Annotated in this window: 21 protein-coding genes; 7 read left to right on the top strand and 14 right to left on the bottom strand. The window is 70.4% G+C overall.

Annotation, left to right across the window (positions count from 1 at the left end; all coding sequences use genetic code 11):
* Window positions 1–144: 144 nt before the first annotated feature.
* A complete protein-coding gene (locus ACE4Q9_RS24695) occupies window positions 145–327 on the top strand; it encodes a hypothetical protein (protein ID WP_397986421.1) in 183 nt (60 codons plus the stop codon).
* 96 nt (window positions 328–423) lie between these two features.
* On the opposite strand, the gene dnaE is transcribed toward ACE4Q9_RS24695, so the two are convergent.
* On the bottom strand, window positions 424–3,963 hold the full coding sequence (gene dnaE, locus ACE4Q9_RS24690; protein WP_397986420.1) for a DNA polymerase III subunit alpha: 3,540 nt from the start codon (window positions 3,961–3,963) through the stop codon (window positions 424–426).
* 224 nt (window positions 3,964–4,187) lie between these two features.
* Here dnaE and ACE4Q9_RS24685 point away from each other — a divergent pair, with 224 nt between their 5' ends.
* From ACE4Q9_RS24685 to ACE4Q9_RS24670, 4 genes are all read left to right on the top strand, one after another.
* Window positions 4,188–5,534: a DUF2252 domain-containing protein gene (locus ACE4Q9_RS24685; protein ID WP_397986419.1), complete on the top strand. Its 1,347-nt coding sequence runs from the start codon at window positions 4,188–4,190 to the stop codon at window positions 5,532–5,534.
* A gap of 68 nt (window positions 5,535–5,602) precedes the next feature.
* Window positions 5,603–6,286, top strand: coding sequence for a hypothetical protein (locus ACE4Q9_RS24680; RefSeq protein ID WP_397986418.1), 684 nt, complete (start codon window positions 5,603–5,605; stop codon window positions 6,284–6,286).
* A 68-nt stretch (window positions 6,287–6,354) separates the two neighbouring features.
* Entirely contained in the window at window positions 6,355–7,164 is an 810-nt protein-coding gene (locus tag ACE4Q9_RS24675; RefSeq protein WP_397986417.1) for a DsbA family protein, read from the top strand.
* Window positions 7,165–7,294: 130 nt separating this feature from the next.
* Window positions 7,295–8,965 carry an alkaline phosphatase D family protein gene (locus ACE4Q9_RS24670; RefSeq protein ID WP_397986416.1) on the top strand — a complete coding sequence of 557 codons (1,671 nt, stop codon included), beginning with the start codon at window positions 7,295–7,297 and terminating at the stop codon, window positions 8,963–8,965.
* 33 nt (window positions 8,966–8,998) lie between these two features.
* On the opposite strand, the gene ACE4Q9_RS24665 is transcribed toward ACE4Q9_RS24670, so the two are convergent.
* On the bottom strand, window positions 8,999–9,577 hold the full coding sequence (locus ACE4Q9_RS24665) for a dienelactone hydrolase family protein (protein WP_397986415.1): 579 nt from the start codon (window positions 9,575–9,577) through the stop codon (window positions 8,999–9,001).
* A gap of 88 nt (window positions 9,578–9,665) precedes the next feature.
* On the opposite strand from ACE4Q9_RS24665, the gene ACE4Q9_RS24660 reads away from it, so the two are divergent.
* Window positions 9,666–10,772 carry a mechanosensitive ion channel family protein gene (locus tag ACE4Q9_RS24660; RefSeq protein WP_397986414.1) on the top strand — a complete coding sequence of 369 codons (1,107 nt, stop codon included), beginning with the start codon at window positions 9,666–9,668 and terminating at the stop codon, window positions 10,770–10,772.
* A 33-nt stretch (window positions 10,773–10,805) separates the two neighbouring features.
* Here the strand turns inward: ACE4Q9_RS24660 and ACE4Q9_RS24655 are convergent, their stop codons facing one another.
* The 6 genes from ACE4Q9_RS24655 to ACE4Q9_RS24630 form a co-directional block, all read right to left on the bottom strand.
* Window positions 10,806–11,546 carry an SDR family NAD(P)-dependent oxidoreductase gene (locus ACE4Q9_RS24655; RefSeq protein WP_397986413.1) on the bottom strand — a complete coding sequence of 247 codons (741 nt, stop codon included), beginning with the start codon at window positions 11,544–11,546 and terminating at the stop codon, window positions 10,806–10,808.
* 118 nt (window positions 11,547–11,664) lie between these two features.
* On the bottom strand, window positions 11,665–13,251 hold the full coding sequence (locus tag ACE4Q9_RS24650; RefSeq protein WP_397986412.1) for a Na+/H+ antiporter: 1,587 nt from the start codon (window positions 13,249–13,251) through the stop codon (window positions 11,665–11,667).
* 197 nt (window positions 13,252–13,448) lie between these two features.
* Window positions 13,449–13,910 (bottom strand): GNAT family N-acetyltransferase, encoded by a 462-nt coding sequence (locus ACE4Q9_RS24645; RefSeq protein WP_397986411.1) that lies wholly within the window; start codon window positions 13,908–13,910, stop codon window positions 13,449–13,451.
* Window positions 13,907–14,851 (bottom strand): RluA family pseudouridine synthase, encoded by a 945-nt coding sequence (locus ACE4Q9_RS24640; RefSeq protein ID WP_397986410.1) that lies wholly within the window; start codon window positions 14,849–14,851, stop codon window positions 13,907–13,909. Before ACE4Q9_RS24640 ends, ACE4Q9_RS24645 begins: the two co-directional genes overlap by 4 nt.
* Before the next feature lie 84 nt (window positions 14,852–14,935).
* On the bottom strand, window positions 14,936–15,535 hold the full coding sequence (gene lspA / locus ACE4Q9_RS24635) for a signal peptidase II (protein WP_397986409.1): 600 nt from the start codon (window positions 15,533–15,535) through the stop codon (window positions 14,936–14,938).
* 67 nt (window positions 15,536–15,602) lie between these two features.
* Window positions 15,603–16,766, bottom strand: coding sequence for a TraR/DksA family transcriptional regulator (locus tag ACE4Q9_RS24630; protein ID WP_397986408.1), 1,164 nt, complete (start codon window positions 16,764–16,766; stop codon window positions 15,603–15,605).
* A gap of 588 nt (window positions 16,767–17,354) precedes the next feature.
* On the opposite strand from ACE4Q9_RS24630, the gene ileS reads away from it, so the two are divergent.
* Window positions 17,355–20,498 (top strand): isoleucine--tRNA ligase, encoded by a 3,144-nt coding sequence (ileS, locus tag ACE4Q9_RS24625; protein ID WP_397986407.1) that lies wholly within the window; start codon window positions 17,355–17,357, stop codon window positions 20,496–20,498.
* A 254-nt stretch (window positions 20,499–20,752) separates the two neighbouring features.
* On the opposite strand, the gene ACE4Q9_RS24620 is transcribed toward ileS, so the two are convergent.
* The 6 genes from ACE4Q9_RS24620 to ftsZ all read right to left on the bottom strand — a co-directional run bounded on the left by ACE4Q9_RS24620 (window position 20,753) and on the right by ftsZ (window position 25,758).
* Window positions 20,753–21,925 (bottom strand): DivIVA domain-containing protein, encoded by a 1,173-nt coding sequence (locus ACE4Q9_RS24620; protein WP_397986406.1) that lies wholly within the window; start codon window positions 21,923–21,925, stop codon window positions 20,753–20,755.
* A gap of 54 nt (window positions 21,926–21,979) precedes the next feature.
* The gene (locus ACE4Q9_RS24615) at window positions 21,980–22,270 is read right to left on the bottom strand and encodes a YggT family protein (protein WP_037653106.1); all 291 of its coding nucleotides are present in this window, start codon (window positions 22,268–22,270) and stop codon (window positions 21,980–21,982) included.
* Between the two features lie 59 nt (window positions 22,271–22,329).
* Window positions 22,330–22,971 (bottom strand): cell division protein SepF, encoded by a 642-nt coding sequence (gene sepF / locus ACE4Q9_RS24610; protein ID WP_037653104.1) that lies wholly within the window; start codon window positions 22,969–22,971, stop codon window positions 22,330–22,332.
* Between the two features lie 127 nt (window positions 22,972–23,098).
* The gene (locus ACE4Q9_RS24605; protein ID WP_397986405.1) at window positions 23,099–23,818 is read right to left on the bottom strand and encodes a YggS family pyridoxal phosphate-dependent enzyme; all 720 of its coding nucleotides are present in this window, start codon (window positions 23,816–23,818) and stop codon (window positions 23,099–23,101) included.
* Window positions 23,819–23,824: 6 nt separating this feature from the next.
* Window positions 23,825–24,553, bottom strand: a complete 729-nt coding sequence (gene pgeF, locus ACE4Q9_RS24600) for a peptidoglycan editing factor PgeF (protein ID WP_397986404.1) — start codon at window positions 24,551–24,553, stop codon at window positions 23,825–23,827.
* Window positions 24,550–25,758, bottom strand: coding sequence for a cell division protein FtsZ (gene ftsZ, locus ACE4Q9_RS24595; RefSeq protein ID WP_397986403.1), 1,209 nt, complete (start codon window positions 25,756–25,758; stop codon window positions 24,550–24,552). The genes pgeF and ftsZ overlap by 4 nt, the downstream gene beginning before the upstream one ends.
* Window positions 25,759–25,790 lie beyond the last annotated feature (32 nt).

Here is a 25,790-nt window from a genome sequence, read left to right as displayed (position 1 = left end):
TCGATCTTCGGCGTGGCGTTTGCGGCTGTTACCCGCCAACCTACCCTGTCACACAGGGTAATTGTCCGACATGCGATTGATGTCAGCTTATGTGAATCTGAATCCGGCCCTGGCCCCTAGATCCCCCGCAGGAGGCAGATCACCATGGCCAAGAACAAGAACCGCAAGCAGGGTGGCTCGCAGAACCGCGCCGCGCAGCACACCGCTCCGGCGCACGAGCAGGCGCAGCACACCGCGGAGTCCCATGAGTCCCCGGTGACACACATCCAGGGCAGTTCCGGTGATACCGGGCGTGGCAAGAGGCAGAAGAGCTTCGGCCACAACTAAAGGGCGATTGACGCCTGTTGCGTGAGAAAAGAGGGGCGCACCCGCTCACGGGTGCGCCCCTCTCGCGGCTTCGGCCCCGCGCCCCCGGGAGCCGGCTCAGCCCGCGAGGCAGGACGGGCCGAGCAGCACCTTCAGATCGCCGAACAGCGCCGGGTCGGGCTTGACCCGGTGCCGGTCCAGGCGCAGCACCGTGGTCTTGCGCGGCCCCTGGAGCTTGATCCGCACCTCGCTGTCGCCCTTGTGGTGACTGAGGATCTCGCCGAGGCGGCTGACCATGGGCGGGGTGACCCGCGTCGCCGGGATGGTGAGGACCACCGGCGCGTTGGCGCCCGCGTTGGACAGGTCCGGGACCATCAGCTCCATGGCCACGAGCCGGGGCACGTCCTCGCGCTTGTCGAGGCGGCCCTTGACGAACACCACGGCGTCCTCGACGAGTTGGGTCGACACCAGCTGGTAGGTGGCCGGGAAGAACATGCACTCGATGGAGCCCGCGAGGTCCTCGACGGTGGCGATCGCCCAGGCGTTGCCCTGCTTGGTCATCTTGCGCTGGAGGCCGGAGATGATGCCGCCGATGGTGACCACCGCGCCGTCCGCGTGCTCACCGCCGGTGAGCTGGGAGATGCCCGCGTCGGCCTTGTCGGACAGCACGTGTTCGAGGCCGAACAGCGGGTGGTCGGAGACGTACAGACCGAGCATCTCCCGCTCCTGGGCGAGCAGATAGGTCTTGTCCCACTCCTCGTCGGTGAACTGCACGTCGAGGCCGAAGCCGGGCTCGTCGGCACTGTCGTCGCCCATGCCGCCGAAGAGGTCGAACTGGCCCTCGGCCTCCTTGCGCTTGACCGCCACCACGTTGTCGATCATCGGCTCGTACTGTGCCGTGAGGCCCTTGCGGGTGTGGCCCATGGTGTCGAACGCGCCGGCCTTGATCAGCGATTCGGTGGTGCGCTTGTTGCAGACGACCGCCTCGACCTTGTCGAGGTAGTCGGGGAAGGAGGCGTACTTCCCCTTGGCCTTGCGGCACTTGATGATCGACTCGACCACGTTGGTGCCGACGTTGCGCACCGCGGAGAGGCCGAAGAGGATCACGTCGTCGCCCTGGGCGGCGAAGTTGGCCTCGGACTCGTTGACGTTCGGCGGGAGCACCCGGATGCCCATGCGGCGGCACTCGTTGAGGTACACCGCCGACTTGTCCTTGTCGTCCTTGACCGAGGTCAGCAGCCCGGCCATGTACTCGGCGGGGTGGTTGGCCTTGAGGTAGGCGGTCCAGTACGACACCAGACCGTACGCGGCCGAGTGCGCCTTGTTGAACGCGTAGCCGGCGAACGGGACCAGCACGTCCCACAGCGCCTGGATGGCCTCGTCGCTGTAGCCGTTCCTGCGGGCGCCGGCCTGGAAGATGGTGAAGTTCTTCGCCAGTTCCTCGGGCTTCTTCTTGCCCATCACACGGCGCAGGATGTCGGCCTCGCCGAGCGAGTAACCGGCGATGATCTGGGCGGCCTTCTGCACCTGCTCCTGGTAGACGATCAGGCCGTAGGTGACGTCCAGGACCTCCTTGAGCGGCTCCTCCAGCTCGGGGTGGATTGGCGTGATCTCCTGCTGCCCGTTCTTGCGCAGCGCGTAGTTCGTGTGGGAGTTCATGCCCATCGGGCCCGGCCGGTACAGGGCCGACACGGCGGAGATGTCCTCGAAGTTGTCGGGCTTCATCAGCCGCAGCAGCGAGCGCATGGGGCCGCCGTCGAACTGGAAGACGCCGAGGGTGTCGCCGCGCTGGAGCAGCTCGAAGGTCTTGGGGTCGTCCAGCGGCAGGGACAGCAGGTCGATGTCGAGGCCCTTGTTGGCCTTCACCATCTTGACCGCGTCGTCCATGATCGTGAGGTTGCGCAGGCCCAGGAAGTCCATCTTCAGCAGGCCGAGCGACTCGCAGCTCGGGTAGTCCCACTGCGTGATGGTCACGCCGTCGGTGTGCCTGACCCAGACCGGGACGTGGTCGGTGATGGTCTCGCTGGACATGATCACGCCGGCCGCGTGCACACCCATCTGCCGGACCAGGCCCTCCACACCGCGGGCGGTGTCGATGACCTTCTTCACGTCCGGTTCGTTCTCGTACATCGCCCGGACCTCGCCCGCCTCGGAGTAACGGGGGTGGCTGGGGTCGGTGATGCCGGACAGCGGGATGCCCTTGCCGAGGACGTCGGCGGGCATGGCCTTGGTGATGCGGTCGCCCATCGCGTACGGGTAGCCCAGCACACGCGCCGAGTCCTTGATCGCGTTCTTGGCCTTGATGGTGCCGTAGGTGCCGATCTGGGCGACCTTGTCGGCGCCGTACTTCTCGGTGACGTACCGGATCACCTCGGCGCGCCGGCGCTCGTCGAAGTCGATGTCGACATCGGGCATCGAGATGCGCTCGGGGTTGAGGAAGCGCTCGAAGATCAGGCCGTGCGGGATCGGGTCGAGGTCGGTGATGCCCATGGCGTACGCCACGATCGAACCGGCCGCGGAGCCTCGGCCGGGGCCGACCGCGATGCCGTTGTTCTTGGCCCACATGATGAAGTCGGCGACCACGAGGAAGTAGCCGGGGAAGCCCATCGAGATGATGACGTCCATCTCGTAGTCCGCCTGCTTCTGGCGGTCCTCGGGGATGCCGCCGGGGAAGCGGCGCTCCATGCCGCGGCGGACCTCCTCCTTGAACCAGGTGACCTCGGTGTAGCCCTCGGGGATGTCGAACTTCGGCATCAGGTCGCGCTTCTCGAACATGCCGGTGGTGTCCACCATCTCGGCCACGAGGAGCGTGTTGGCGCAGCCCTGCTGCCAGGCGTCCGAGGAGTCGATGGCGTACATCTCGTCCGTGGACTTCAGGTAGTAGCCGGTGCCGTCGAACTTGAAGCGGTCGGGGTCGGAGAGGTTCTTGCCGGTCTGGATGCACAGCAGCGCGTCGTGAGCGGTCGCCTCATGGGCGTACGTGTAGTGCGAGTCGTTGGTGACCAGCGGGGGGATGCCGAGCTTCTTGCCGATCTCCAGGAGGCCGTCGCGGACCCGGTGCTCGATGTCGATGCCGTGGTCCATCAGCTCCAGGAAGTACTTGTCCTTGCCGAAGATGTCCTGGTACTCACTGGCGGCCTTGAGCGCCTCGTCGAAGTGGCCGAGGCGCAGCCGGGTCTGCACCTCGCCGGAGGGGCAGCCGGTGGAGGCGACGATGCCCTCGGACCACTGGGAGATGGTCTCCTTGTCCATCCGGGGCCACTTCTGGAGCCAGCCCTCGGCGTACGCGTCGGAGGAGAGCCGGAAGAGGTTGTGCAGACCGGTCCTGTTCACCGCCCACATCGTCTTGTGGGTGTAACCACCGGAACCGGACACGTCGTCGCGCTTCTGGTGCGGCTGGCCCCACTGGATCTTGCGCTTGTTGCGCCGGGACTCGGGGGCGACATAGGCCTCGATCCCGATGATCGGGGTGATCCCGGCCTTCTGCGCGGAGTGGAAGAAGTCGTACGCGCCGTGGAGGTTGCCGTGGTCGGACATGGCGATGTGCGTCATGCCCATTTCATTGCAGGCGTTGAACATGTCCTTCAGCCGCGCGGCACCGTCCAGCAGCGAGTACTGGGTGTGGACGTGCAGGTGCGTGAACGGCGGCTTTGACACGGTTCGGCCTCCAACGGAGAACGTCAGGCGACGGGCGGGCGGACACTCTGGGGGACAGCGTCGAATCCTATGCCCTGCCACTGACAGCCGGGGCGGATCCCCGCGTACGGTCGGGCGGGAACCGGGCACTCCCGCACGGCGTCGCCCGTTGGAGACGGCGAAAGCGCTGTCGTATCCACGGACGCACAGTGACGCACCACTCCCGCACCAGGAGGCATCCCGCGATGTCGGTTTCTCAGCCCGGCGCCGAGCAGCGCGGCGAGGAGATCCTCGCCGTGTTCGACACCGCCTTCGGCAGGCTCCTGGCCGCCGACCCGGCCGCGTTCCGGTTGAAGTTCCGGAAGATGGCGGCCTCGGCCTTCGCCTTCTACCGGGGCACGGCGTGCCTCTTCTACCACGACATCGACGCCGAGCGGCGGGGCGGCCCCTACCTGGACGACCGCACCTCGCGCGTGTGGATCCACGGCGATCTGCACGCGGAGAACTTCGGCACGTACATGGACTCGTACGGCCGCCTGGTGTTCAACGTCAACGACTTCGACGAGGCGTACGTCGGCCCCTTCACCTGGGACCTGAAGCGCTTCGCCGCCTCGATCGCGCTCCTCGGGTACGCCAAGGCGCTCAGCGACGACCAGATCAGCGAGCTGGTGACGGTCTACGCGGCCGCCTACCGGGAGCGGATCCACGCCCTGGCCACCGGCGCAAAGAGCGACGAGGTGCCGCCGTTCACCCTGGACACCGCGGAGGGCCCGCTGCTCGGCGCGCTGCGCGCGGCCCGCTCGCTGACCCGGTTCGAGCTGCTGGAGTCGATGACCGAGATCCGCGACTTCGAACGCCGGTTCGCATCGGGCCCCGGCACGGTCGAGCTGGACGCGGCCGACCGCTACAAGATCCTCGCGGCCTTCGACGGCTATCTGGAGACGCTGCCCGACTCCTCCCTGGCCCGCCCCGACTCCTACCGGGTCAAGGACGTCGTGGGCCGCCGGGGCGTCGGCATCGGCTCGGCCGGGCTGCCGTCGTACAACATCCTCCTGGAGGGCCACAGCGACGCGCTGGAGAACGACGTCGTGATCTACATCAAGCAGGCCCAGACCCCGGCCGTCTCCCGGCACATCACGGACCCGGCCATCGCCGGGTACTTCCAGCACGAGGGCCACCGCACGGTGATCTCCCAGCGCGCCCTCCAGGCGCACGCCGACCCGTGGCTGGGCTGGACCGAGCTGGACGGCGCCGGCCAGCTGGTCGCCGAGATCTCGCCGTACGCCGTGGACCTGGACTGGAGCGAGCTCGACGACCCGGAGGAGATCGCCCTGGTCGTGGCCGACCTGGGCCGGGCCACGGCCACCATGCACGCGGCGGCGGACGACACCTCCGGCGAGTCCCTGGTGCCCTTCTCCACCGAGCGGGCCATCGACGCGGCGATCGCGGCCGACGAGGAGGGCTTCGCGCCCCTGCTGGTGGACTTCGCCCACACCTACGGCGCCCGCGCCCGCGCGGACCACCACATCTTCGTGGACCTGTTCCGCAACGGCCGGATTCCGGGGCTTCAGGACGCCTCGCCGAGGCGGTAGCGTGCGGGTACTCACAGGCCCCCTTTAGGGGTCCCTTACTCCGGTTCGTGACAGACTCTGCTCTCGCTATGGACATATCCGGGACCTATCTCAGAGCCGTACGCGCGGTGCTGTTCACGGCCTTCGTCGTGACCCTCGGCACCGCGTCGCACGTGCTGCTGTCCCGGACGCCGCTGCCGGCCGAGACCGTGGCCGCGGTCGCCGCCGGCGTCTTCGCCGGCGCGTACGCGCTGGCGGGCCGCGAGCGCGGCTTCGGCCGGATCGCGGCCCTGCTGGTGCCGCTGGAACTGACCGCCGACACGGTGTTCACCACCGGTCAGCGGACCTGCTACGGCCCGGCGGGCGGCCCGGTCGCCGGTCCCCTGCACGCCTTCGGCTTCGACCTGCTGTGCCACGGCGGCGCGGTGGGCACCCCGCTGGCCCAGGTGAGCCGCGGCCAGGCCGCCGGTGTGCTGGCGCACGCCTCCCCGGCCACCGCCTGGCTGCTGCTCGCCGCGCACATCGGCGTGAGCCTGCTGGCCGCCGCCTGGCTGCGCCGGGGCGAGCGGGCCCTGGTGCAGCTGCTGCGCGCGGTGGCCGCCGCCTCCTTCCGGCCGCTGCTCCTCGCGGTGGCCGCGGTCACCGTACGGCTCCTGCCGGAGGGCCGCCCGCCCCGCCCGGCCCGGCGCCCGGCCGCCGTCCGCGACCGGCTGCTCGCACACTCCCAGAAACGGCGTGGACCGCCGTGCTCCGCCCCGCTCACCGCCTGGTGAGCGACCTGGAGCACCCCACCCGTATCCCGCGCACGTCAGGTGCGCGACCCCCCAGGGAGAACACCCACATGAGCAAGCGGAACAGCCAGGCGGCGAAGACGGCGGCCCGGGAGCGGCTGCGCCAGGAGCGCGAGCGCCAGGCCAAGCGCGCCAAGGCCAGGCGGCAGGCGCTCGTGGCCGGCGGCCTCGTTGTCGCGCTGGGCGTCGTGTTCGGCGTCAGCTACCTCGTCATCCAGGCGAACAAGCCCAGCCACTGGGAGAAGATGAAGACGGCCAAGGTCGTCGCGCCCGCCCACACCGAGGGCACCAACGGCACCACGGTCGTCATCGGCAAGGCGAGCGCCAAGAAGACCCTCAAGATGTACGAGGACCCGCGCTGCCCCGTGTGCGCCCAGTTCGAGCAGACGGTCGGCCCGACGCTGCACAAGGACATCGAGGACGGCAAGTTCAAGTACCAGTACGTGGGCGCCACCTTCCTGGACGCCCACGACAACGGCGAAGGCTCCAAGAACGCGCTGAGCGCGCTCGGCGCCGCGCTGAACGTCAGCCCCGAGGCGTTCCTGGACTACAAGTCCGCGCTGTACTCCACGAAGTGGCACCCGGACGAGAACGACGACAAGTTCAAGGACGACAGCTACCTCATCAAGATCGCCGACACCGTCCCGGCGCTGAAGAACAACACCACGTTCCAGAACGCCGTCAAGAAGGGCACCTACGACGCCTGGGCGATGGCCATGTCGAAGCAGTTCGACGACAACAAGGACGGCGTGACGGGCACTCCGGGCTTCGTCATGAACGGCAAGCAGCTCAACGGCGGCAACATGATCACGACGGTGGCCGACTTCAACAAGATCATCGACGCGGCCCTCAAGAGCTGACGGCTCCCTCCGGGCCGTCGAACTCCGGGGTGCCGGCACCCTTTCGGAAACCGACGGCTCGGTGAAGGGCGGGCGAACATTCCCTGTTCGTCCGCCCTTTTGGTTATACCGGCGGGTAACCTCATTGGCCGTGACCAGTCAAAACAGTTCACTGTCGGCCTCCAAGGGCCCCGACTCCCTTCCCCCCAGCCGCCGTACGGTCGTCAAGGCCGCGGCGGCGACCGCCGTGCTGGCCGGGCCGCTCGCCGCCGCCCTGCCGGCCCGCGCCGCCGCCCAGGCACCCGCCTTCCTGCACGGCGTGGCCTCCGGCGACCCGCTGCCCGACGGCATCCTGCTGTGGACCCGCATCACCCCGACCCCGGACGCCACCCCCGGCTCGGGCATCGGCCCGGACACCGTGGTCAGTTGGGTCGTCGCCACCGACAAGGCGCTCACCCAGGTCGTCAGCCGGGGCTCCGCCACCGCGACGGCCGCCTCGGACCACACCGTGAAGGCCGACATCCGCGGCCTCCGGCCGGCCACCGACTACTGGTTCCGTTTCTCCTGCGGCGGCACCGACTCCCCCGTCGCCCGCACCCGCACCGCCCCGGCCGCCACCGCGGACGTCGCCGGGCTCCGTTTCGGCGTGGTCACCTGCGCCAACTGGGAGGCGGGTTACTTCTCCTCGTACCGCCACCTCGCCACGCGCAACGACCTCGACGCCTGGCTGCACCTCGGCGACTACATCTACGAGTACAAGTCCGGCGAGTACGCGGCCCGCGGCAAGGTGATCCGGCAGCACGCCCCCACCAACGAGATCATCACGCTCGCCGACTACCGCACCCGGCACGGCAAGTACAAGACCGACCCCGACCTCCAGGCCCTGCACCTGAAAGCGCCGGTCATCGCGATCTGGGACGACCACGAGTTCGCCGACAACGCGTGGTCGGGCGGCGCGGTCAACCACACCGAGGGCGCCGAGGGCACCTGGACCGCCCGCAAGGCCGCCGCCAAGCAGGCCTACTTCGAGTGGATGCCGGTGCGCCCGGCGATCGAGGGCACCACCTACCGGCGGCTGCGCTTCGGCAAGCTCGCCGACCTGTCCCTGCTGGACCTGCGTTCCTTCCGCTCCCAGCAGGTGTCCGGCACCAGCGGCTCGGTGGACGACGCGAACCGCACCATCACCGGCCGGGCCCAGCTCGACTGGCTGAAGGCGGGCCTGAAGGCGTCCGACACCACGTGGCGTCTGGTCGGCAACTCGGTGATGATCGCGCCGTTCGTCATCGGCTCGCTCACCGCCGACCTGCTCAGGCCGCTCGCCCAGCTGCTCGACCTGCCGCAGGGCGGCATAGGCGTCAACACCGACCAGTGGGACGGCTACACCCACGACCGCCGGGAACTCCTCGACCACCTGACGTCGAACAACATCGGCAACACCGTCTTCCTGACCGGCGACATCCACATGTCCTGGGCCAACGACGTGCCGGTGGACGCGGGCACCTACCCGCTGTCGGAGTCGGCCGCCACCGAGTTCGTCATCACCTCGGTGACCTCCGACAACCTCGACGACATCGTCAAGGTCCCCGAGGGCGTGGTCTCCACGGTCGCCGCGCCGCTCATCGAGGCCGCCAACCGGCACGTGCACTGGGTGGACACCGACCGGCACGGCTTCGGCGTCCTCGACATCACCGCCGACCGCGCCCAGATGGACTACTACGTCCTGTCCGACCGCACTGACCCGAACGCCACCGCCACCTGGGAGCGCTCGTACCGCACCCGCACCGGAACCCAGAAGGTCGAGCGGACCTACGACCCGGTATAGGGCCTCTCCCGGATCTTGCCGGAGTCGCGGAGCCTAGGCGCTCCGCAGGCCGTCGAGGAACCCGAGCGCCACGCGCCAGGTCGCCTCGGCGGCCTGTGCGTCGTAGTCCGGCAGGCCGGGATCGGTGTACAGGTGCCCGGCCCCGGCGTACCGGTAGACCTCCACGTCGGCGCCCGCCCGGCCCATCCGCAGGTACCAGGCGCTGAGCCAGTCGTCCGTCTCGAACGGGTCCGGCTCGGCCACGTGCAGCTGCACCGGCAGCTCGTCCACGTACGCGTTCGGGGCGATGTCCGAGGTGCCGTGCACAAGCAGCAGCCCGCGCGCCTTGTCGTCGCCGAGCGCCAGGGTCTGCGCCACGGAGGCGCCGAGCGAGAACCCGGCGTAGACCAGTCCCCGCTCCGAGTACGGCGCCGCCGCCAGCACGGCCCGCTTCAGCAGCTCGTCCTTGCCGATTCCGTCACCGAACTCCATGCCCTCCTCGACGGTGTCGAAAGTCCGGCCCTCGAAGAGGTCCGGCGTCCACACCTCGTGACCGGCCGTGCGCAGCCGGTCGGCGGCATCGCGCACCGCGGGCCGGAGCCCGTAGGACGAGTGAAAGAGCATGATGTTCATGAGCCCATGGTGCCAGCCGCGGGCGCCCGGCCCCGGAGCGGGACAAGTCACAGGTTCACGATCGCCGTAGCCGGTTACGTTCCAAGGCATGGAGACCGTACTGCGACCTGTCGTCGTGGTCGGCGCGTCCGTGTTCCTGACCGTCCTCATCGGCTGGGCCACGGACGTACTGCTGCGCAAGGCGGACGAACGCCACCCCGAGACCCCCCTGTGGGGTCGGCTGCGGCGTGCCCGCGTCCCGTACCAGCTCGTTCTGTGCGCCGCCCTGCTCCGAGGCTCCTACGACCAGGCGGAGCTGCTGGAGGAGCACCGGGTCGGCATCGGGCGGACCCTGACCCTGGTGCTGATCGGGGCCGCGGCCTGGCTGGTGATCCGGATCGCGGGGGCCGTGGTGGAGACCACGTACAGCCGCTACGCGCGCGCCCATCACGACGCGGCGCGGGTGCGCCGGGTGCGCACCCAGGTCACGCTGATCATGCGGGTGGTCGCGGCGATCGTCGGGGTGGTCGCGGTGGCCGCGATGCTGCTGACCTTCCCGGCGATGCGCGCGGCGGGCGCCTCCCTGCTGGCCTCGGCCGGTGTCCTCGGCATCGTGGCCGGCGTCGCCGCGCAGTCGACGCTGTCGAACCTGTTCGCCGGGCTCCAGATCGCCTTCGGGGACATGGTCCGCATCGGCGACACGGTCGTCGTGGACGGCGAGTGGGGCACGATCGAGGAGATCACCCTGACCTTCCTGACGGTACGGACCTGGGACGAGCGCCGGATCACCATGCCGGTGTCGTACTTCACCTCCAAACCCTTCGAGAACTGGTCGCGGGGCACCCCGCAGATGACCGGGATAGTGTTCTGGCAGCTCGACCACAGCGCTCCGCTGGAGGCGATGCGCGAGAAGCTGCGCGACATCCTGCGCCAGTGCCCGGCCTGGGACGGCCGCGCCTCCAACCTGGTGGTCACCGACTCCACCCCCAACACCATCGAGGTGCGCGCGCTGGTGACCGCGAAGGACGCCGACGACATATGGACGGTGCGGGTCACGGTCCGCGAGCAGATGATCAGCTGGCTGTCCGCGGAGCACCCCTACGCGCTGCCCCGCGTCAACACCGCGGACGCGGTGCTGCCGCCCTACCGCATCCCCTCCCCGGACCGCCACTCCCTGCGCAAGGCGTACGAGTTCCCGCGCACCGGCCGGGGCTGAGCGGGGCGGGGCCGCCGGCCGGGCCGGTTCCGCTCAGAGTCCGCGTTCCGCGCCTCCGTTGACCTGGATGATCTGGGAGGTGATGTGCCCGGCGGCGGGCGAGGCCAGCCAGTGCAGGGTGGCGGCCACATCGCCCGGTTCGCCGGGCCGGCCGGTGGAGGTCTCGGCGATGAGCTGTGCGCGCCGCTCCTCGGGCAGGCCGTCGCCGAAGAAGCCGGTGTCCTCGACGTAGCCGGGCGCCACCACGTTCACCGTGATGCCCCGGTGGCCCAGCCGGCGGGCCAGATCATGGGCGTACGGATGCAGCGCGGCCTTGGAGGCCGCGTAGGCGCCGGTGCCCGAGCCCCGGTAGGCGGCGATGGAGCTGAGAAAGAGCACCCGCCCGCCGGGCTCGGCGAGCCGCTCCTGAAGGGCCTCGGTGAGCAGCGCCGCGGTCAGGGTGTTGAGTCTGAAGGCGGTGGTCCAGGCATGGGCCACCCGGTCCAGGGGGTCCTCGCTCCCGGCCGGGGCCTCCAGGCCGCCGGAGCCCCCGGCACTGTGCACGAGCACGTCGACGGTGCCGAACTCACGGGCCACGAGGCGGGCGACCTCCCGCACGTCGGCGGGCTCGGTGAGGTCGGCCGCGTGGGTGACCGCCCCCGGCACCCCGGCCTTCTCCAGCACCTCCGCGCGCCGCCCGAGGAGCAGCACCCGGTCCCCGTCCGCGGCGAAGGCCCGTGCCGTCGCGAGGCCGATGCCCGTGCCGCCACCACTGATCACGATGTTGCGAGTCATGATCCGAGAGTAGAAGTCCCCGGCGGACGGCTTCCGCTTATCCACAGCCTCCCCATATTTATATGACCGGAAATACACGGCCAGCCGCGTCACCAGCCTGCCCGGACAGCACGCACACCTAGCGCAGGCTGCGCACATCGAGGTGGCGCAGGACCCGGTCCACGATCTCCGGGTCCATCCCCGGTTCGCTGCGCGCGGCGAGCACCTCGTGCCGGGCCGCGCTGAGCATCTCGCCCTGGATGCGCCGGATCCGCTTCAGCCGCTTGGCCCGCTGGTGCTGTGCCTCGCGGCGCTCCTCCTCGCCCATGTCGGGGCTGATCCGGATGCCGATGTCGAAGGCTTGGCGCAGCATCTGCTCGGACAGTTCCTCGGGCAGCTCCTCCACCTGCTCGATCTCCCGCAGCCGCCGCTTGGCCGCCTTCGCCGCGCGCACCGCGAGCTCCTTCTCGTACTCCTTCTCCCGCTCGGCATCGGCCCGCACCCGCAGCCGCCTGACCAGCCACGGCAGGGTCAGCCCCTGGAGCACCAGGGTGGCGACGATCACCCCGAAGGCGATGAAGACGATCTCGTCCCGGTCCGGGAAGGGGCCCCCGGCGTCGGTCTTCAGCGGGATGGCCAGCGCCAGCGCGACCGAGGCCACCCCGCGCATCCCGGACCACCACATCACGACCGTCTCCCGCCAGCTCGCCGGGATCTCCTCGTCCACGTCGCGCCGGGCGTGCAGCCGTTTGGTCAGCCAGGTCGCCGGCAGCAGCCACAGCAGTCGTACGACGATCACCACGCCGGCGACGGCAGCCGCCCAGCCGAGCAGTTCACCCCACCGTCCGCTGGCCGTGCGGATGGCGTTGTGCAGTTCCAGGCCGATCAGCCCGAAGGCGACGCCCGTGACGAGGGTGTCGATGATGTCCCAGAAGGTGTGTCCGGCCAGCCGGGTCATCACGTCGTCGGCGCCGGTGGCGTACTCGGAGAGGTAGAGGGCCGTGGTGAGCACGGCGAGCACACCGGAGCCCTGGAGCTTCTCCGCGAGCACATAGGAGGCGTACGGCACCAGCAGGGTCAGGCCGATCTGGAGCGTCGGGTCCCCCAGCAGGTCCATCACCCGGTTCGCGCCCCAGCCGAGCAGCAGCCCCACGGCCACCGCGACCACGGCGGACAGCACCAGCGCCAGACCGGCCCGCCAGGGCGAGAACATGCCGCTCACCGCGGCGGCGATGGCCACGTGGTAGAGCACGATGGCCGTGACGTCGTTGAACAGCCCCTCGCCCTCCAGGATCGACACCAGGCGGCGCGGCAACCCGAGTTGTCCGGCGACGCTGGTCGCGGCGACCGGATCGGGCGGGGCGATCAGGGCGCCCAGCGCCACGGCGGCGGCGATCGAGAGGCCGGGCACGATCGCGTGGGCCACGACGGCGACGCACACCATGGTCACGAACACCAGGGCGACGGCCAGGGTCAGGATCGGGCGCCGGTTGGTCGCGAACTGCCGCCAGGAGGTGCGCCGTACGGCCGCGTACAGCAGCGGCGGGAGCAGCCCCGGCAGGATCAGCTCGGGCGGGATGTTCACGTTGGGCACGAAGTCGGCCACCGCGAGGACCCCGCCGAACAGCGTCATCAGCACCGGGGCCGGCACCCCGAGGCGGTCGCCCACCGGGACGCTCACCAGGGCCCCGAGCAGCAGGGCGAACAACAGAGCCAACTGATCCAAGGCCGGCGCTCCGGGGTCGACAGGGCGGGCGAGGCTTCAAGCCTGCCATGCCGCCCGGCACCCGGCCGTCTGTGCGCATCGCCTCGGGGGTGCCGCCGCACCCGGTTCACCGGCTCGTTCGCCGGCCGCCACAGGTCGACCGTCACAGGACGGCTGTCACAGACCGGCCGTACATGGCGGCTGTCACGGACCGGCCGTCACAGGGCGCGGCGCATCGCCCGGTGGGGTATGCCGGCGTCCGGGAACTCCGGTCCGTAGGCGGCGTAGCCGAGCCGCTCGTAGAAGCCCAGCGCCCGCGTCTGCGCGTGCAGGTCCACCGCGGTCAGGCCCCGCGCGCGGGCCGCGTCCTCGATGGCCCGTACCAGGGCGGCGCCGATGCCGAGCCCGCGCGCCTCACGGGAGACGGCGAGCCGTCCGAGGGAGCCGACGGAGGCGTCCGCGCCGGTCTTGGCGACGGCCGCCTCGCCGGTCAGCAGCCGACCGGTGCCCAGCGGGGCACCGTCCGCGCCCAGGGCCAGCACATGCACGGCGACGGCGTCGTACGCGTCGTACTCGATGGTCTCGTCCACGCCCTGTTCGCGGACGAAGACCTCCTTGCGGACCGCGAAGCACGCCTCCAGGTCGGCGGGGCCCTCGGCGACGCGGACGGTGCGGGTCATCCGTAGGTCTCCTCGCGGACCTGGTCGAGGGCCTGCTGGAGGTCCTCGGGGTAGTCGGAGGCGAACTCCACCCAGCGGCCGTCACCCGGATGCTCGAAGCCGAGGCGCACGGCGTGCAGCCACTGGCGGGTGATGCGCAGCCGCTTGGCCAGGGTGGGATCGGCGCCATAGGTGAGGTCGCCGACGCACGGGTGGCGGTGGGCGGCCATGTGGACGCGGATCTGGTGGGTGCGGCCGGTCTCCAGCTTCACGTCCAGTAGGGAAGCGGCGCGGAAGGCCTCGATGAGGTCGTAATGCGTCACCGAGGGCTTGCCGTCGGCGGTGACCGCCCACTTGTAGTCATGGCTGGGGTGGCGGCCGATCGGGGCGTCGATGGTGCCGCTCGTCGGGTCCGGGTGGCCCTGGACCAGGGTGTGGTAGCGCTTGTCGACCGTGCGCTCCTTGAACTGGCGCTTGAGCGAGGTGTACGCGTACTCCGACTTGGCGACCACCATCAGGCCGGAGGTGCCCACGTCCAGGCGGTGCACGATGCCCTGGCGCTCGGCGGCGCCGGAGGTGGAGATCCGGTACCCGGCGGCGGCGAGACCGCCGATGACGGTCGGTCCGGTCCAGCCCGGAGAGGGGTGCGCGGCCACGCCGACCGGCTTGACGATCACGACCACGTCATCGTCGTCGTGCACGATCTCCATGCCCTCGACGGGCTCCGCGACCACCTGCACCGGCGCGGGCGCCCCCGGCATCTCGACCTCCAGCCAGGCGCCGCCGCGCACCCGCTCGGACTTGCCGACGACCGCGCCGTCGACCTGCACCTTGCCGGACGCGGCCAGCTCGGCCGCCTTCGTGCGGGAGAAGCCGAACATGCGGGAGATGGCGGCGTCGACGCGCTCGCCCTCCAGGCCGTCGGGCACGGGCAGGGTACGGATCTCGGGAATCGTGCTCACCCGTCGAGTATGCCGGACCGGCGGGGCGCCCCCGACCGAGCCTGTGGAAAACCGGCCCCGGCCGGTCCGCCGGGGGCCGTGCCGTCAGTCCTTGTGGACCGTGCCGTCCGGGTCCAGGCCGCGGAAGGACAGCAGCACGATCAGGATGCCACCGCACACGATCGCCGAGTCGGCGAGGTTGAAGATCGCGAAGCCCTTGGGCGCGATGAAGTCCACGACCTGGCCCTCGAAGACCCCCGGCGCGCGGAAGATCCGGTCGGTGAGGTTGCCGAGCGCGCCGCCGAGCAGCAGGCCGAGCGCGATGGCCCAGGGGAAGCTGTAGAGCTTGCGGGCCAGGCGCATGATCACCACGATCACCGCGGCCGCGATCACCGTGAAGATCACGGTGAAGGCAGCGCCGAAGCCGAAGGCGGCGCCCGGATTGCGGATGGCGTTCAGTTCCAGCAGGTCCCCGACGAGCTTGATCGGCGCGTGGCCCTCCAGCTTGGCCACCACCAGCGTCTTGCTGATCAGGTCGAGCGCGTAGGCGAACGCGGCCACGGCGAACAGCACGGCGATACGGCGGCCACGGCCGGTCCGCTGCGGCGCCTGTGCCGCCGACTGCTCCGGGGCCTGCTCCGGGGCCTGATGTGCGCCGTCCTCCGGGGTGTCCGGCGTATTGATGATGCGCTCCGCCTCTGCCACGTGCGTCCCTCGACCTAGGTACCTGACTGAGGACGAGACTACGGCACGCTCCGGCGGCCCCACACGCTCAGGAGCGGCGTTCCTGCTTCTGCTTGCACTCCACGCACAGGGTGGCCCGCGGGAAGGCCTGCATCCGGGCCTTGCCGATGGGGTTGCCGCAGTTCTCGCACAGACCGTAGGTGCCCGCGTCCAGCCGCTCGATCGCGCGCTCGGTCTGGGTGAGCATCTCGCGGGCGTTGGCGGCCAGCGCCAGCTCGTGCTCGCGGGTGATGTTCTTGGTCCCGGTGTCGGCCTGGTCGTCGCCCGCGCCGTCCCCGGAGTCGCGCATCAGGCCGACGAGGGACTCCTCGGACGAGCTGATCTCCCGCCGCAGCCGCTCCATCTCGGACTGGAGCTCCGCGCGCGCCTCGGCGACCTCCTGCGAGGTCCAGGGGTCCTCGCCGGGGCGCACCGCCAGCTCGCCGGGCTCCGCCGCGGCGAGGCGCGCCTTGGGAACGGCGGTGTCCTCCGCCGTGACCGTGCCAGGAGTCTTCTTCGCAACCACCTTGGTGGCTCCCGTCTGCTTCGCGGCCCGCGCCGCGCCCGCCTTCTTGGCCGTGCTCTTGTCCTCCGGCTCCGCCTTGTGGGCCGCGGTCTTCGCGGCCTTCCTGGCGGAGGTCCCCGCCGCGGCGCCACCCCTGGCCGCCGTTGCCTTGGTAGCCGCTCCCTCGGCCGTCGCCTCCTCAGCCGCCTCTTCCCTGTCCGTCGCCTCCCCGGCCGCCGAGTCCCCGGCCGCGGTCTTCTTGGCGGCCGGCTTCTTCGCCGCAGCCTTCCTGGGCCGCGTCTTCCCGGCCGCTGAGGACTTCCGGGCGGCCGCCGTGGTCTTCCCGGCCACGGTGGTCTTCCCGGCCTCCGCGGTCTTCTCCGCCGCCGCGGTCTTCTCGGCCGCCGTAGCCTCGTCGGCCGCCTTAGCCTTCCCTGCCGCCGCCTTCTTCGCCGGCGTCTTCTTGGCGGCCGTCTTCCTCGCCACCGGGTGGGCGGCGGCCTCCTCGGCCCCGCCCGTCTGCTCCAGGACCGGCTTCACGGCGGCTCCCTTCCCGGCCGCGGCCTCGGTGGCCACCGCCTTCCCTTCCCCCTCCTCGGCCGCGCCCTTCCGCACCGCCGCCGTCCTGGCAGCGGCCTTGTCGGCAGCGGTTGTCTCGGTATCCGTCTTCCCGGCCACGGCCTTCTTCGCGCTCTTTCTCGGCACCATGGCCGCGGCCCCTTCACATAGGGTGATGTTGCTCGCGAATCGTGCTGGGACGATAAATCGACTTGCCTCCCGCGGCAACGGGGCACACCGCCCGATTCGCCCGCCCGCACCCCCGCGCGACGGGCCTGCATCCGTTGTGCCCCGCTCCCCGCGGGGTAATCCGCCGCGCCGGGCATCACCCCGGCCGCCCTCGCCATTCGGGGCACCCGGCACCCCCGCCGGGCCCATCGCGGCCACCGCCCCGAAAAGCGGTCGGCCGCTGTCCGCGGGGCGCCGTACACTGGGCGCAGCGAGAAGCGTGGATGGGGACGAGTAGCGGCGTACGCAGCCCAGAGCGACCCGGGGACGGTGGAAGCCCGGGGGCGAGCGCGACGTGAAGATCACCCCGGAGCCGCCGGAAGAAAGCCGCAGCCGCAGGGCCAGGCCAGTAGAACCGGTTTCGCGAACCCAATGAGGGGGCTCACCCGCGGCCGGGGCCGCGGCGGGCCAAGGAGGGTGGTACCGCGGGAGCGCGCCGCACACGGCGTAGGAATCGAAGCTCTCGTCCCTCCGACGGAAGGCAGCAAGTCCGTTGGAGGATGCTCGCAGATGACAGCGCCGACGTACCGCCAGGTGCCCGCACAGGTCGACCTGCCCGCGCTTGAGCACGCCGTGCTCGACTTCTGGCGTGAGCAGAAGATCTTCGCCAAGACCCTGGAGCAGTCCGAGGGCCGCCCCGAATGGGTGTTCTACGAGGGGCCGCCCACCGCCAACGGCATGCCCGGCGCCCACCACATCGAGGCGCGCGTCTTCAAGGACGTCTTCCCGCGCTTCCGCACCATGCGCGGCTATCACGTGGCCCGCAAGGCCGGCTGGGACTGCCACGGCCTGCCCGTGGAGCTGGCCGTGGAGAAGGAGCTGGGCTTCTCCGGCAAGCAGGACATCGAGGCGTACGGCATCGCGGAGTTCAACGACAAGTGCCGCGCGTCCGTGACCCGGCACACCGACGCCTTCGCCGAGCTGACGACCCGCATGGGCTACTGGGTCGACCTGGACGACGCCTACCGGACCATGGATCCGGAGTACGTGGAGTCGGTCTGGTGGTCGCTGAAGGAGATCTTCGGCAAGGGCCTGCTGGTCCAGGACCACCGCGTCGCCCCCTGGTGCCCGCGCTGCGGCACCGGCCTGTCCGACCACGAGCTGGCGCAGGGCTACGAGACGGTCGTCGACCCCTCGGTGTACGTCCGCTTCCCGCTCACCTCCGGCCCGCTCGCCGGCGAGGCCGCGCTCCTGGTGTGGACGACGACCCCCTGGACCCTGGTCTCCAACACGGCGGTCGCCGCCCACCCGGAAGTCACCTACGTCGTCGCCGCGAACGACGAGGAGAAGGTCGTCGTCGCCGAGCCGCTGCTCGCCAAGGCGCTCGGCGAGGGCTGGGAGCCCACCGGGCAGACCTTCACCGGCGCCGAGATGGAGCGCTGGACCTACCAGCGCCCCTTCGAGCTGGTCGAGTTCCCGGAGCCGGCCCACTACGTGGTCAACGCCGACTACGTGACCACCGAGGACGGCACCGGCCTGGTCCACCAGTCCCCCGCCTTCGGCGAGGACGACCTCAAGGTCTGCCGCTCCTACGGACTGCCCGTCGTCAACCCGGTGCGCCCCGACGGCACCTTCGAGGAGGACGTGCCGCTGGTCGGCGGCGTCTTCTTCAAGAAGGCCGACGAACAGCTCACCGAGGACCTCAAGCAGCGCGGCCTGCTGTTCCGGCACCTGCCGTACGAGCACAGCTACCCGCACTGCTGGCGCTGCCACACCGCGCTGCTCTACTACGCGCAGCCCTCCTGGTACATCCGGACGACGGCCATCAAGGACCGTCTGATCCAGGAGAACGAGAAGACCAACTGGTTCCCGGAGACGGTCAAGCACGGCCGCTTCGGCGACTGGCTGAACAACAACATCGACTGGGCGCTGTCCCGCAACCGCTACTGGGGCACCCCGCTGCCGATCTGGCGCTGCGAGGACGACCACCTCACCTGCGTCGGCTCCCGCGCGGAGCTGTCCGAGCTGTCCGGCACCGACCAGTCGGACCTCGACCCGCACCGCCCGTACATCGACGCGGTCACCTTCGCCTGCCCGCACGAGGGCTGCGGCAGGACGGCCGCGCGCGTGCCGGAGGTCATCGACGCCTGGTACGACTCCGGTTCGATGCCGTTCGCGCAGTGGGGCTACCCGTACAAGAACAAGGAGCTGTTCGAGAGCCGCTACCCGGCCCAGTTCATCTCCGAGGCGATCGACCAGACCCGCGGCTGGTTCTACACGCTGATGGCCGTCGGCACCCTGGTGTTCGACAAGTCGTCGTACGAGAACGTCGTGTGCCTCGGCCACATCCTGGCCGAGGACGGCCGCAAGATGTCCAAGCACCTGGGCAACATCCTCCAGCCGATCCCGCTGATGGACCAGCACGGCGCGGACGCGGTGCGCTGGTTCATGGCGGCGGGCGGCTCCCCCTGGGCGGCCCGCCGGGTGGGCCACGGCACCATCCAGGAGGTCGTCCGCAAGACGCTGCTGACGTACTGGAACACGGTCGCCTTCCAGGCGCTGTACGCGCGCACCTCGGACTGGGCGCCGAGCGCGGCCGACCCGGCCCCGGCCGAGCGCCCGCTGCTGGACCGCTGGCTGCTGTCCGAACTGCACGCGCTCGCCGACCAGGTGACGCAGGCGCTGGAGGGGTACGACACCCAGCGCGCCGGCAAGCTGCTGTCCGCGTTCGTCGACGACCTGTCCAACTGGTACGTCCGCCGTTCGCGCCGCCGCTTCTGGCAGGGCGACAAGGCCGCGCTGCGCACGCTGCACGAGGTGCTGGAGACGGTCACCCGGCTGATGGCCCCGATCACGCCGTTCATCACCGAGCGGGTGTGGCAGGACCTGATCGTGCCGGTCACGCCGGGCGCGCCGGAGTCGGTGCACCTGACGTCGTGGCCGGAGCCGGACCTCGGTTCGATCGACCCGGAGCTGTCGAAGCAGATGGTGCTGGTGCGCCGGCTCGTGGAGCTGGGCCGGGCCACGCGCGCCGAGTCGGGCGTCAAGACGCGTCAGCCGCTGTCCCGTGCGCTGATCGCGGCAAGCGGTTTCGAGACCCTGGAGGGCGAACTGCACGCGCAGATCACGGAGGAGCTGAACGTCTCCTCGCTGGCGTCGCTGTCCGAGGTCGGCGGCTCCCTGGTGGACACCACCGCCAAGGCCAACTTCCGTGCGCTGGGCAAGCGGTTCGGCAAGCGGGTGCAGGACGTGGCCAAGGCGATCGCGGCCGCCGATGCCGCCGCGCTGTCGCTGGCGCTGCGGCAGGGCACGGCGTCGGTTCAGGTCGATGGTGAGACGATCACACTGGCGCCGGACGAGGTGATCATCACCGAGACGCCGCGCGAGGGCTGGTCGGTGGCGTCCGACTCCGGTGCGACGGTGGCGCTGGACCTGGAGATCACGGAGGAGCTGCGGCAGGCGGGGCTCGCGCGTGACGCGATCCGGCTGATCCAGGAGGCGCGCAAGAACAGCGGCCTGGATGTGGCGGACCGGATCGCGCTGCGCTGGACGTCCTCGGACCCGGCGGTGATCGCGGCGCTGACCGAACACGCCGGGCTGATCGCGGAGGAGGTTCTGGCGACGGACTTCGCCCAGGGCGAGGCCGACGACAGCTACGGCGATGCCTTCACCGACGAGGGGCTCAGCCTGGTGTTCCGGCTGCGCAAGGCGTAAGCGCCGGTAGCTACTTGCGCGAAGGGCCCGCTCTCCGATGCGGAGGGCGGGCCCTCTTGATGCGTGCGGCTCGCAACTCTTGCCGTGCGCGGTTCCCCGCGCCTCTGAAAGCTTCGGCACGCCCCGTTTGGAAGAGCGCCGCACACACAGTTCGAAAGAGCATCGCACACAAGAACGCGGCCCCGGACCGGAGTCCAGGGCCGCGTTCTCAGCGTTGCCGACGCCTATGGCGCACTACTCACCGTCGCCGGCGCTCAGTTGTCGTCCTCGTCGATCAGGAAACCGCGCATCGGCGAGGGGGCCTGGCCCATCGGGGACGGGCCCTGGGGGCGGACCGGAGCCATCGGCTGGGTCATGGCGGGCGTCATCTGCTGCTGACCGCCGTAGGACGGGCCGGACGACTGGGAGGGCGAGCCACCCATCGACTGGTTGCCGCCGTAGGACGGGGCGCTCGCGCCGGCCGGAGCCATGGAAGGCGCCGGGGACGGCGGCAGGGACGCGGCGGCCGGGGTGCGCGGCGGGGCCAGCGAGTCGTCGGCCTGGGTCTCCAACTGGCGCAGCTGCGACTCCAGGTACGACTTCAGGCGCGTGCGGTACTCGCGTTCGAAGCCGCGCAGGTCCTCGACCTTGCGCTCCAGCGTGGCGCGAGCGGACTCCAGGGAGCCCATCGCGACGCGGTGCTTCTCCTGCGCGTCCCGCTCCAGGGCGTCGGCCTTGGCACGGGCGTCACGCTCCAGACCCTCGGCGCGGCTGCGGGCCTCGCCGACGATCTTGTTGGCCTCGGAGCGGGCCTCGGCGATCGCCTGGTCGGCGGTCTGCTGGGCCAGCGAGAGGACACGGGCGGCGCTGTCGCCGCCGGGGCCCTGCCCGGGACCGCCCATGGGACCGCCCATCGGGCCACCCATCGGACCGCCCATGGGGCCACCCATCTGCTGCTGCATGGGCGGCTGACCGCCCATCGGGCCCTGACCCATCGAGCCCTGGCCCATCGAGCCCTGGCCCATGGGGCCCTGTCCCATCGGACCCTGGCCCATCGGGCCGGGACCCTGCGGACCACCCTGCCCACTGGGACCGGCGGGCAGCTGCGGGGCACCGCTCGGCAGCTGGGGCGGGCCACCCATGGGGCCACCCATCTGCTGCTGCGGCGGGCCCGATATGCCGGCGGGTACCGGAGCGCCGGGACCTCGCATGCCCTGCTGTTGCTGCTGTTCCTGCTCAGGAGGCTTCCGGGAGTTCTGCTGGTTCTGCGCCGCGGCCCGCGTGGCGGCGGCCAGCTTCGCGCGCAGGTCCTCGTTCTCCCGGAGCAGGCGGGTCAGTTCGGCTTCGACCTCATCGAGGAAGGCATCGACCTCGTCCTCGTCATAGCCTTCTCGGAGGCGGACGGTCGTGAACTGCTTGTTCCGCACGTCCTCGGGGGTCAACGGCATCTCTTCACCTCAACGTAGTCATCGGCAGTCGGCAAGACCGGATCGTCCACACGCTCATCTCACGAAGTTCTGCACGATGGCGATGAGAATGTAGACGATGATCATCAGTACGAAGAAGGACAGGTCGAGCGCCACGCCCCCGAGACGCAGCGGCGGAATGAACCGCCGCAGAAGCTTCAGCGGTGGATCGGTGACAGTGTAGGTGGCCTCCAGTACGACCACCATCGCCTTGCCGGGTTGCCACGAGCGGGCGAACTGGAAGACGTAGTCCATGACCAGCCGGAAGATGAGCACGACGAGAAACACCATCAGCGCGATGTAGATCACCTGCGCGAACACGCCCATGGCCTGTGTTTCCCTCTCCCCTGTTCCGAGCTCTTGCGTACTGCGGTCCGGTCTGCGTCTCAGCTCTGGTTGAAGAACCCGCCCTCTGCGATGCGGGCCTTGTCCTCCGCCGTGACATCGACGTTAGCAGGAGACAACAGGAACACCTTCTGCGTCACCCGCTCAATACTGCCGTGAAGACCAAACACCAAACCGGCAGCAAAGTCGACAAGTCGCTTCGCGTCTGTGTCATCCATCTCAGTCAGATTCATGATCACCGGGGTGCCCTCACGGAAGTGTTCCCCGATGGTACGGGCCTCGTTGTAGGTCCGCGGGTGCAATGTGGTGATCCGGTAAGGCTCTCGTTCCGACACGACCTTGGGCATGATCACCGGCGCGTTCTTCTCCAGGGACTGACGTTCTTGTGTGATGGACGCCACGGGCGCGATCCGCGCCGGGCGACCCGATTCCGCGGGTAGCGAAGCCGCTCTGGAGACCGGTTCGCGAGGCGCCGGAGGCTGCACCACTCGCACCGATTCATCCCTTTGGGGCTGATGTGCATCATGCGGTTGATGCAACGGCTCGTGCCGTCGGTGGTCGCGCTCGGGCTCCGGGTCCAACTCGGGCTCGAAATCGTCATCGGGGTCGAATCCGCGGCCGTCGTACCCATCGTCCTCCACGAGGCCGAGGTAGACCGCCATCTTGCGCATCGCGCCGGCCATGCTCTGAGTCCTCCGCTCTGTGGTGGATCGGCTGACGACTGCCAAGTGCCCGCGATCCACGCGGTCGTTGTGTCCGTTTCGCGAACACTGACCATATTTTCTGCTGTGGTCCGACTTCCTGGCGACGTTACCCGAGCCGGGGACGGACACCGAGTACCGCAGTGCCGACGCGCACATGTGTCGCCCCGGCCGCCACGGCCTGCTCGAAGTCCGCACTCATCCCTGCCGACACCATGGTTGCAGCCGGATGGACTCGGCGCAGGTGGGTCGACAAATCCATGAGGCGCTCGAACGCCGCCTGTTCGCGCCCCGCGTACTCCCCGGTGAGCGGAGCGACCGTCATCAGACCGTCGAGCCGCAGTTCCGGCGAGCCGGCGACGAGGTCGGCCAACTCTTCGATTCCTTCGGGGGCTACACCCCCGCGTTCGCCCCGGCCGTCGGCACCGGCGTCGAGCGCGACCTGGATCAGGCACCCCACCTCGCGCCCGGCGCGCACCGCCTCCTTGGACAGCGCGGTGACGAGCCGCGCGCGGTCGATCGACTGCACGACATCGGCGTAACCGACCACGGAACGCACCTTGTTGGTCTGCAACTGGCCTACGAAGTGCCATTCCAGGGGCAGATCCGCACAAGCCGCCGCCTTCGGTGCGGCATCCTGGTCGCGGTTCTCGGCGACATGGCGCACACCGAGCTCCGACAGGATCCGCACATCGCTCGCCGGGTAGGTCTTGGTGACCACGATCAGGGTCACCTCCTCCCGCCGCCGGCCCGCGGTCGCGCAGGCGCGGGCGATGCGCTGCTCCACATGCGCCAGATTTCCGGCGAGTTCGGTCTTACGGTCCGTCATGCCCCATCAGTCCAGCCAGACATAGGCCGCGAGCCGCCCGGTGGTGCGGTCTCGGCGGTAGGAGAAGTGGTCCCCCGACTCCAGCGTGCACACCGGCGAATGCGCCCGGTCGCACACCCCGAGCCGGTCGAGCTGCGCGTGCACTCCGGCGCTCACGTCGACCGCCGGTGTGCCCCAGCTGGTTTCAGCGTGCGCCGTCGGCTCCACCGCCGCCACCTCGGTCCGCATGGTCTCCGGCACCTCGTAGCACCGGCCGCAGACGGCCGGTCCGGTGCGGGCGACGATCCGCTCGGGTGCGGCGCCGAGTTCGACCATGGCCCGTACGGCGGCGGGGACGACCCCCTTGACCATGCCGGGCCGGCCCGCGTGGGCCGCGGCGGCGATCCCGGTGACGGGGTCGGCGAGCAGCACCGGCACGCAGTCGGCGGTGAGTACGGCGAGGGCGAGTCCGCGCCGTGCGGTGACGAGGGCGTCGACCTCCGGCACGGGCCGGGTGCCCCAGGGCTCGTCCACCACGGCCACCTCGGCGCCGTGCACCTGGTTCATCCACACCACGCGGGTGGGGTCCAGGTCGAGTGCGCTGGCGGCGAGTCCCCGGTTGGTCCGGACCGCCTCGGGCGTGTCGCCGACCGCGCCGCCGAGGTTCAGCTCCTCATACGGAGCGGCGCTCACCCCGCCCCACCGGTCGGTGAAGGCGAAGTGCGCGCCGCTCACGCTCTCGCGCTGTCCTATCACTTCAGGAAGTCCGGGACGTCCAGTTCCTCGGCCGCGCTGTCCGAGTAGGCGGGGCGCGGCGCCGGGGTGATCGGCGGGGCGACCGGGATGTCGGCCGCCGGCTCGGGGGCCGGCTCCGGCTCCTCCTTCGGCTTGACGCTGCCGAGCGAGCCGAAGGACGGACGGCTCTCGGACTGCCGTACCGGCGCGGGCTCCTCGCGGCGGGCGGGGGTCGAAGGGGACGCCGAGCCCAGGGCGCTCTCCCGGCGGGCGGGCGGCTGGCCGCCGTCGAAGCCGGCCGCGATCACGGTGACGCGGACCTCGTCGCCGAGGGCGTCGTCGATGACCGCGCCGAAGATGATGTTGGCCTCGGGGTGAGCGGCCTCGCTGACCAGTTGGGCCGCCTCGTTGATCTCGAAGAGGCCGAGGTCGGAGCCGCCGGAGATGGAGAGCAGCACGCCGCGGGCGCCGTCGATGGACGCCTCCAGGAGCGGCGAGGAGATCGCCATCTCGGCGGCGGCCACCGCGCGGTCGTCGCCGCGGGCGGAGCCGATGCCCATGAGGGCCGAACCGGCCTCGGACATGACCGACTTCACGTCGGCGAAGTCCAGGTTGATCAGGCCCGGAGTGGTGATGAGGTCGGTGATGCCCTGGACACCGGAGAGCAGGACCTGGTCGGCGGACTTGAAGGCGTCCAGGACCGAGACCTGGCGGTCCGAGATGGACAGCAGCCGGTCGTTCGGGATGACGATGAGGGTGTCGACCTCTTCGCGCAGCTCGGCGATGCCGTCCTCGGCCTGGTTCGCGCGGCGCCGTCCCTCGAAGGTGAACGGGCGCGTGACCACGCCGATGGTGAGGGCGCCCAGCGAGCGCGCGATGTTGGCCACGACGGGTGCGCCGCCGGTGCCGGTGCCGCCGCCTTCACCGGCGGTCACGAAGACCATGTCGGCCCCCTTGAGGACCTCCTCGATCTCCTCGCGGTGGTCCTCGGCGGCCTTGCGGCCGACGGCCGGGTTGGCGCCGGCGCCGAGTCCGCGGGTGAGTTCCCTGCCGACGTCCAGCTTGACGTCGGCGTCGCTCATCAACAGCGCCTGCGCGTCGGTGTTGATGGCGATGAACTCGACACCCTTGAGACCGACCTCGATCATCCGGTTGATGGCATTGACACCACCGCCGCCGACACCGATGACCTTGATGACTGCGAGGTAGTTCTGCGGTGCTGCCACGTCGAAGGCCTCTCGCCTCGAATTACGTCGTC

Source organism: Streptomyces sp. AM6-12 (genome assembly GCF_044327085.1).
Classification (GTDB): domain Bacteria; phylum Actinomycetota; class Actinomycetes; order Streptomycetales; family Streptomycetaceae; genus Streptomyces.
This window is presented reverse-complemented; position numbering and strand designations above follow the sequence as displayed.

Coding starts and splice junctions, on each gene's coding strand:
- ACE4Q9_RS24695 (WP_397986421.1), top strand. CDS start 145: ATGGCCAAGAACAAGAACCGCAAGCAGGGTGGCTCGCAGAACCGCGCC.
- ACE4Q9_RS24685 (WP_397986419.1), top strand. CDS start 4,188: ATGTCGGTTTCTCAGCCCGGCGCCGAGCAGCGCGGCGAGGAGATCCTC.
- ACE4Q9_RS24680 (WP_397986418.1), top strand. CDS start 5,603: ATGGACATATCCGGGACCTATCTCAGAGCCGTACGCGCGGTGCTGTTC.
- ACE4Q9_RS24675 (WP_397986417.1), top strand. CDS start 6,355: ATGAGCAAGCGGAACAGCCAGGCGGCGAAGACGGCGGCCCGGGAGCGG.
- ACE4Q9_RS24665 (WP_397986415.1), bottom strand. CDS start 9,577: ATGAACATCATGCTCTTTCACTCGTCCTACGGGCTCCGGCCCGCGGTG.
- ACE4Q9_RS24660 (WP_397986414.1), top strand. CDS start 9,666: ATGGAGACCGTACTGCGACCTGTCGTCGTGGTCGGCGCGTCCGTGTTC.
- ACE4Q9_RS24655 (WP_397986413.1), bottom strand. CDS start 11,546: ATGACTCGCAACATCGTGATCAGTGGTGGCGGCACGGGCATCGGCCTC.
- ACE4Q9_RS24645 (WP_397986411.1), bottom strand. CDS start 13,910: ATGACCCGCACCGTCCGCGTCGCCGAGGGCCCCGCCGACCTGGAGGCG.
- ACE4Q9_RS24630 (WP_397986408.1), bottom strand. CDS start 16,766: ATGGTGCCGAGAAAGAGCGCGAAGAAGGCCGTGGCCGGGAAGACGGAT.
- ileS (WP_397986407.1), top strand. CDS start 17,355: ATGACAGCGCCGACGTACCGCCAGGTGCCCGCACAGGTCGACCTGCCC.
- ACE4Q9_RS24620 (WP_397986406.1), bottom strand. CDS start 21,925: ATGCCGTTGACCCCCGAGGACGTGCGGAACAAGCAGTTCACGACCGTC.
- ACE4Q9_RS24615 (WP_037653106.1), bottom strand. CDS start 22,270: ATGGGCGTGTTCGCGCAGGTGATCTACATCGCGCTGATGGTGTTTCTC.
- sepF (WP_037653104.1), bottom strand. CDS start 22,971: ATGGCCGGCGCGATGCGCAAGATGGCGGTCTACCTCGGCCTCGTGGAG.
- ACE4Q9_RS24605 (WP_397986405.1), bottom strand. CDS start 23,818: ATGACGGACCGTAAGACCGAACTCGCCGGAAATCTGGCGCATGTGGAG.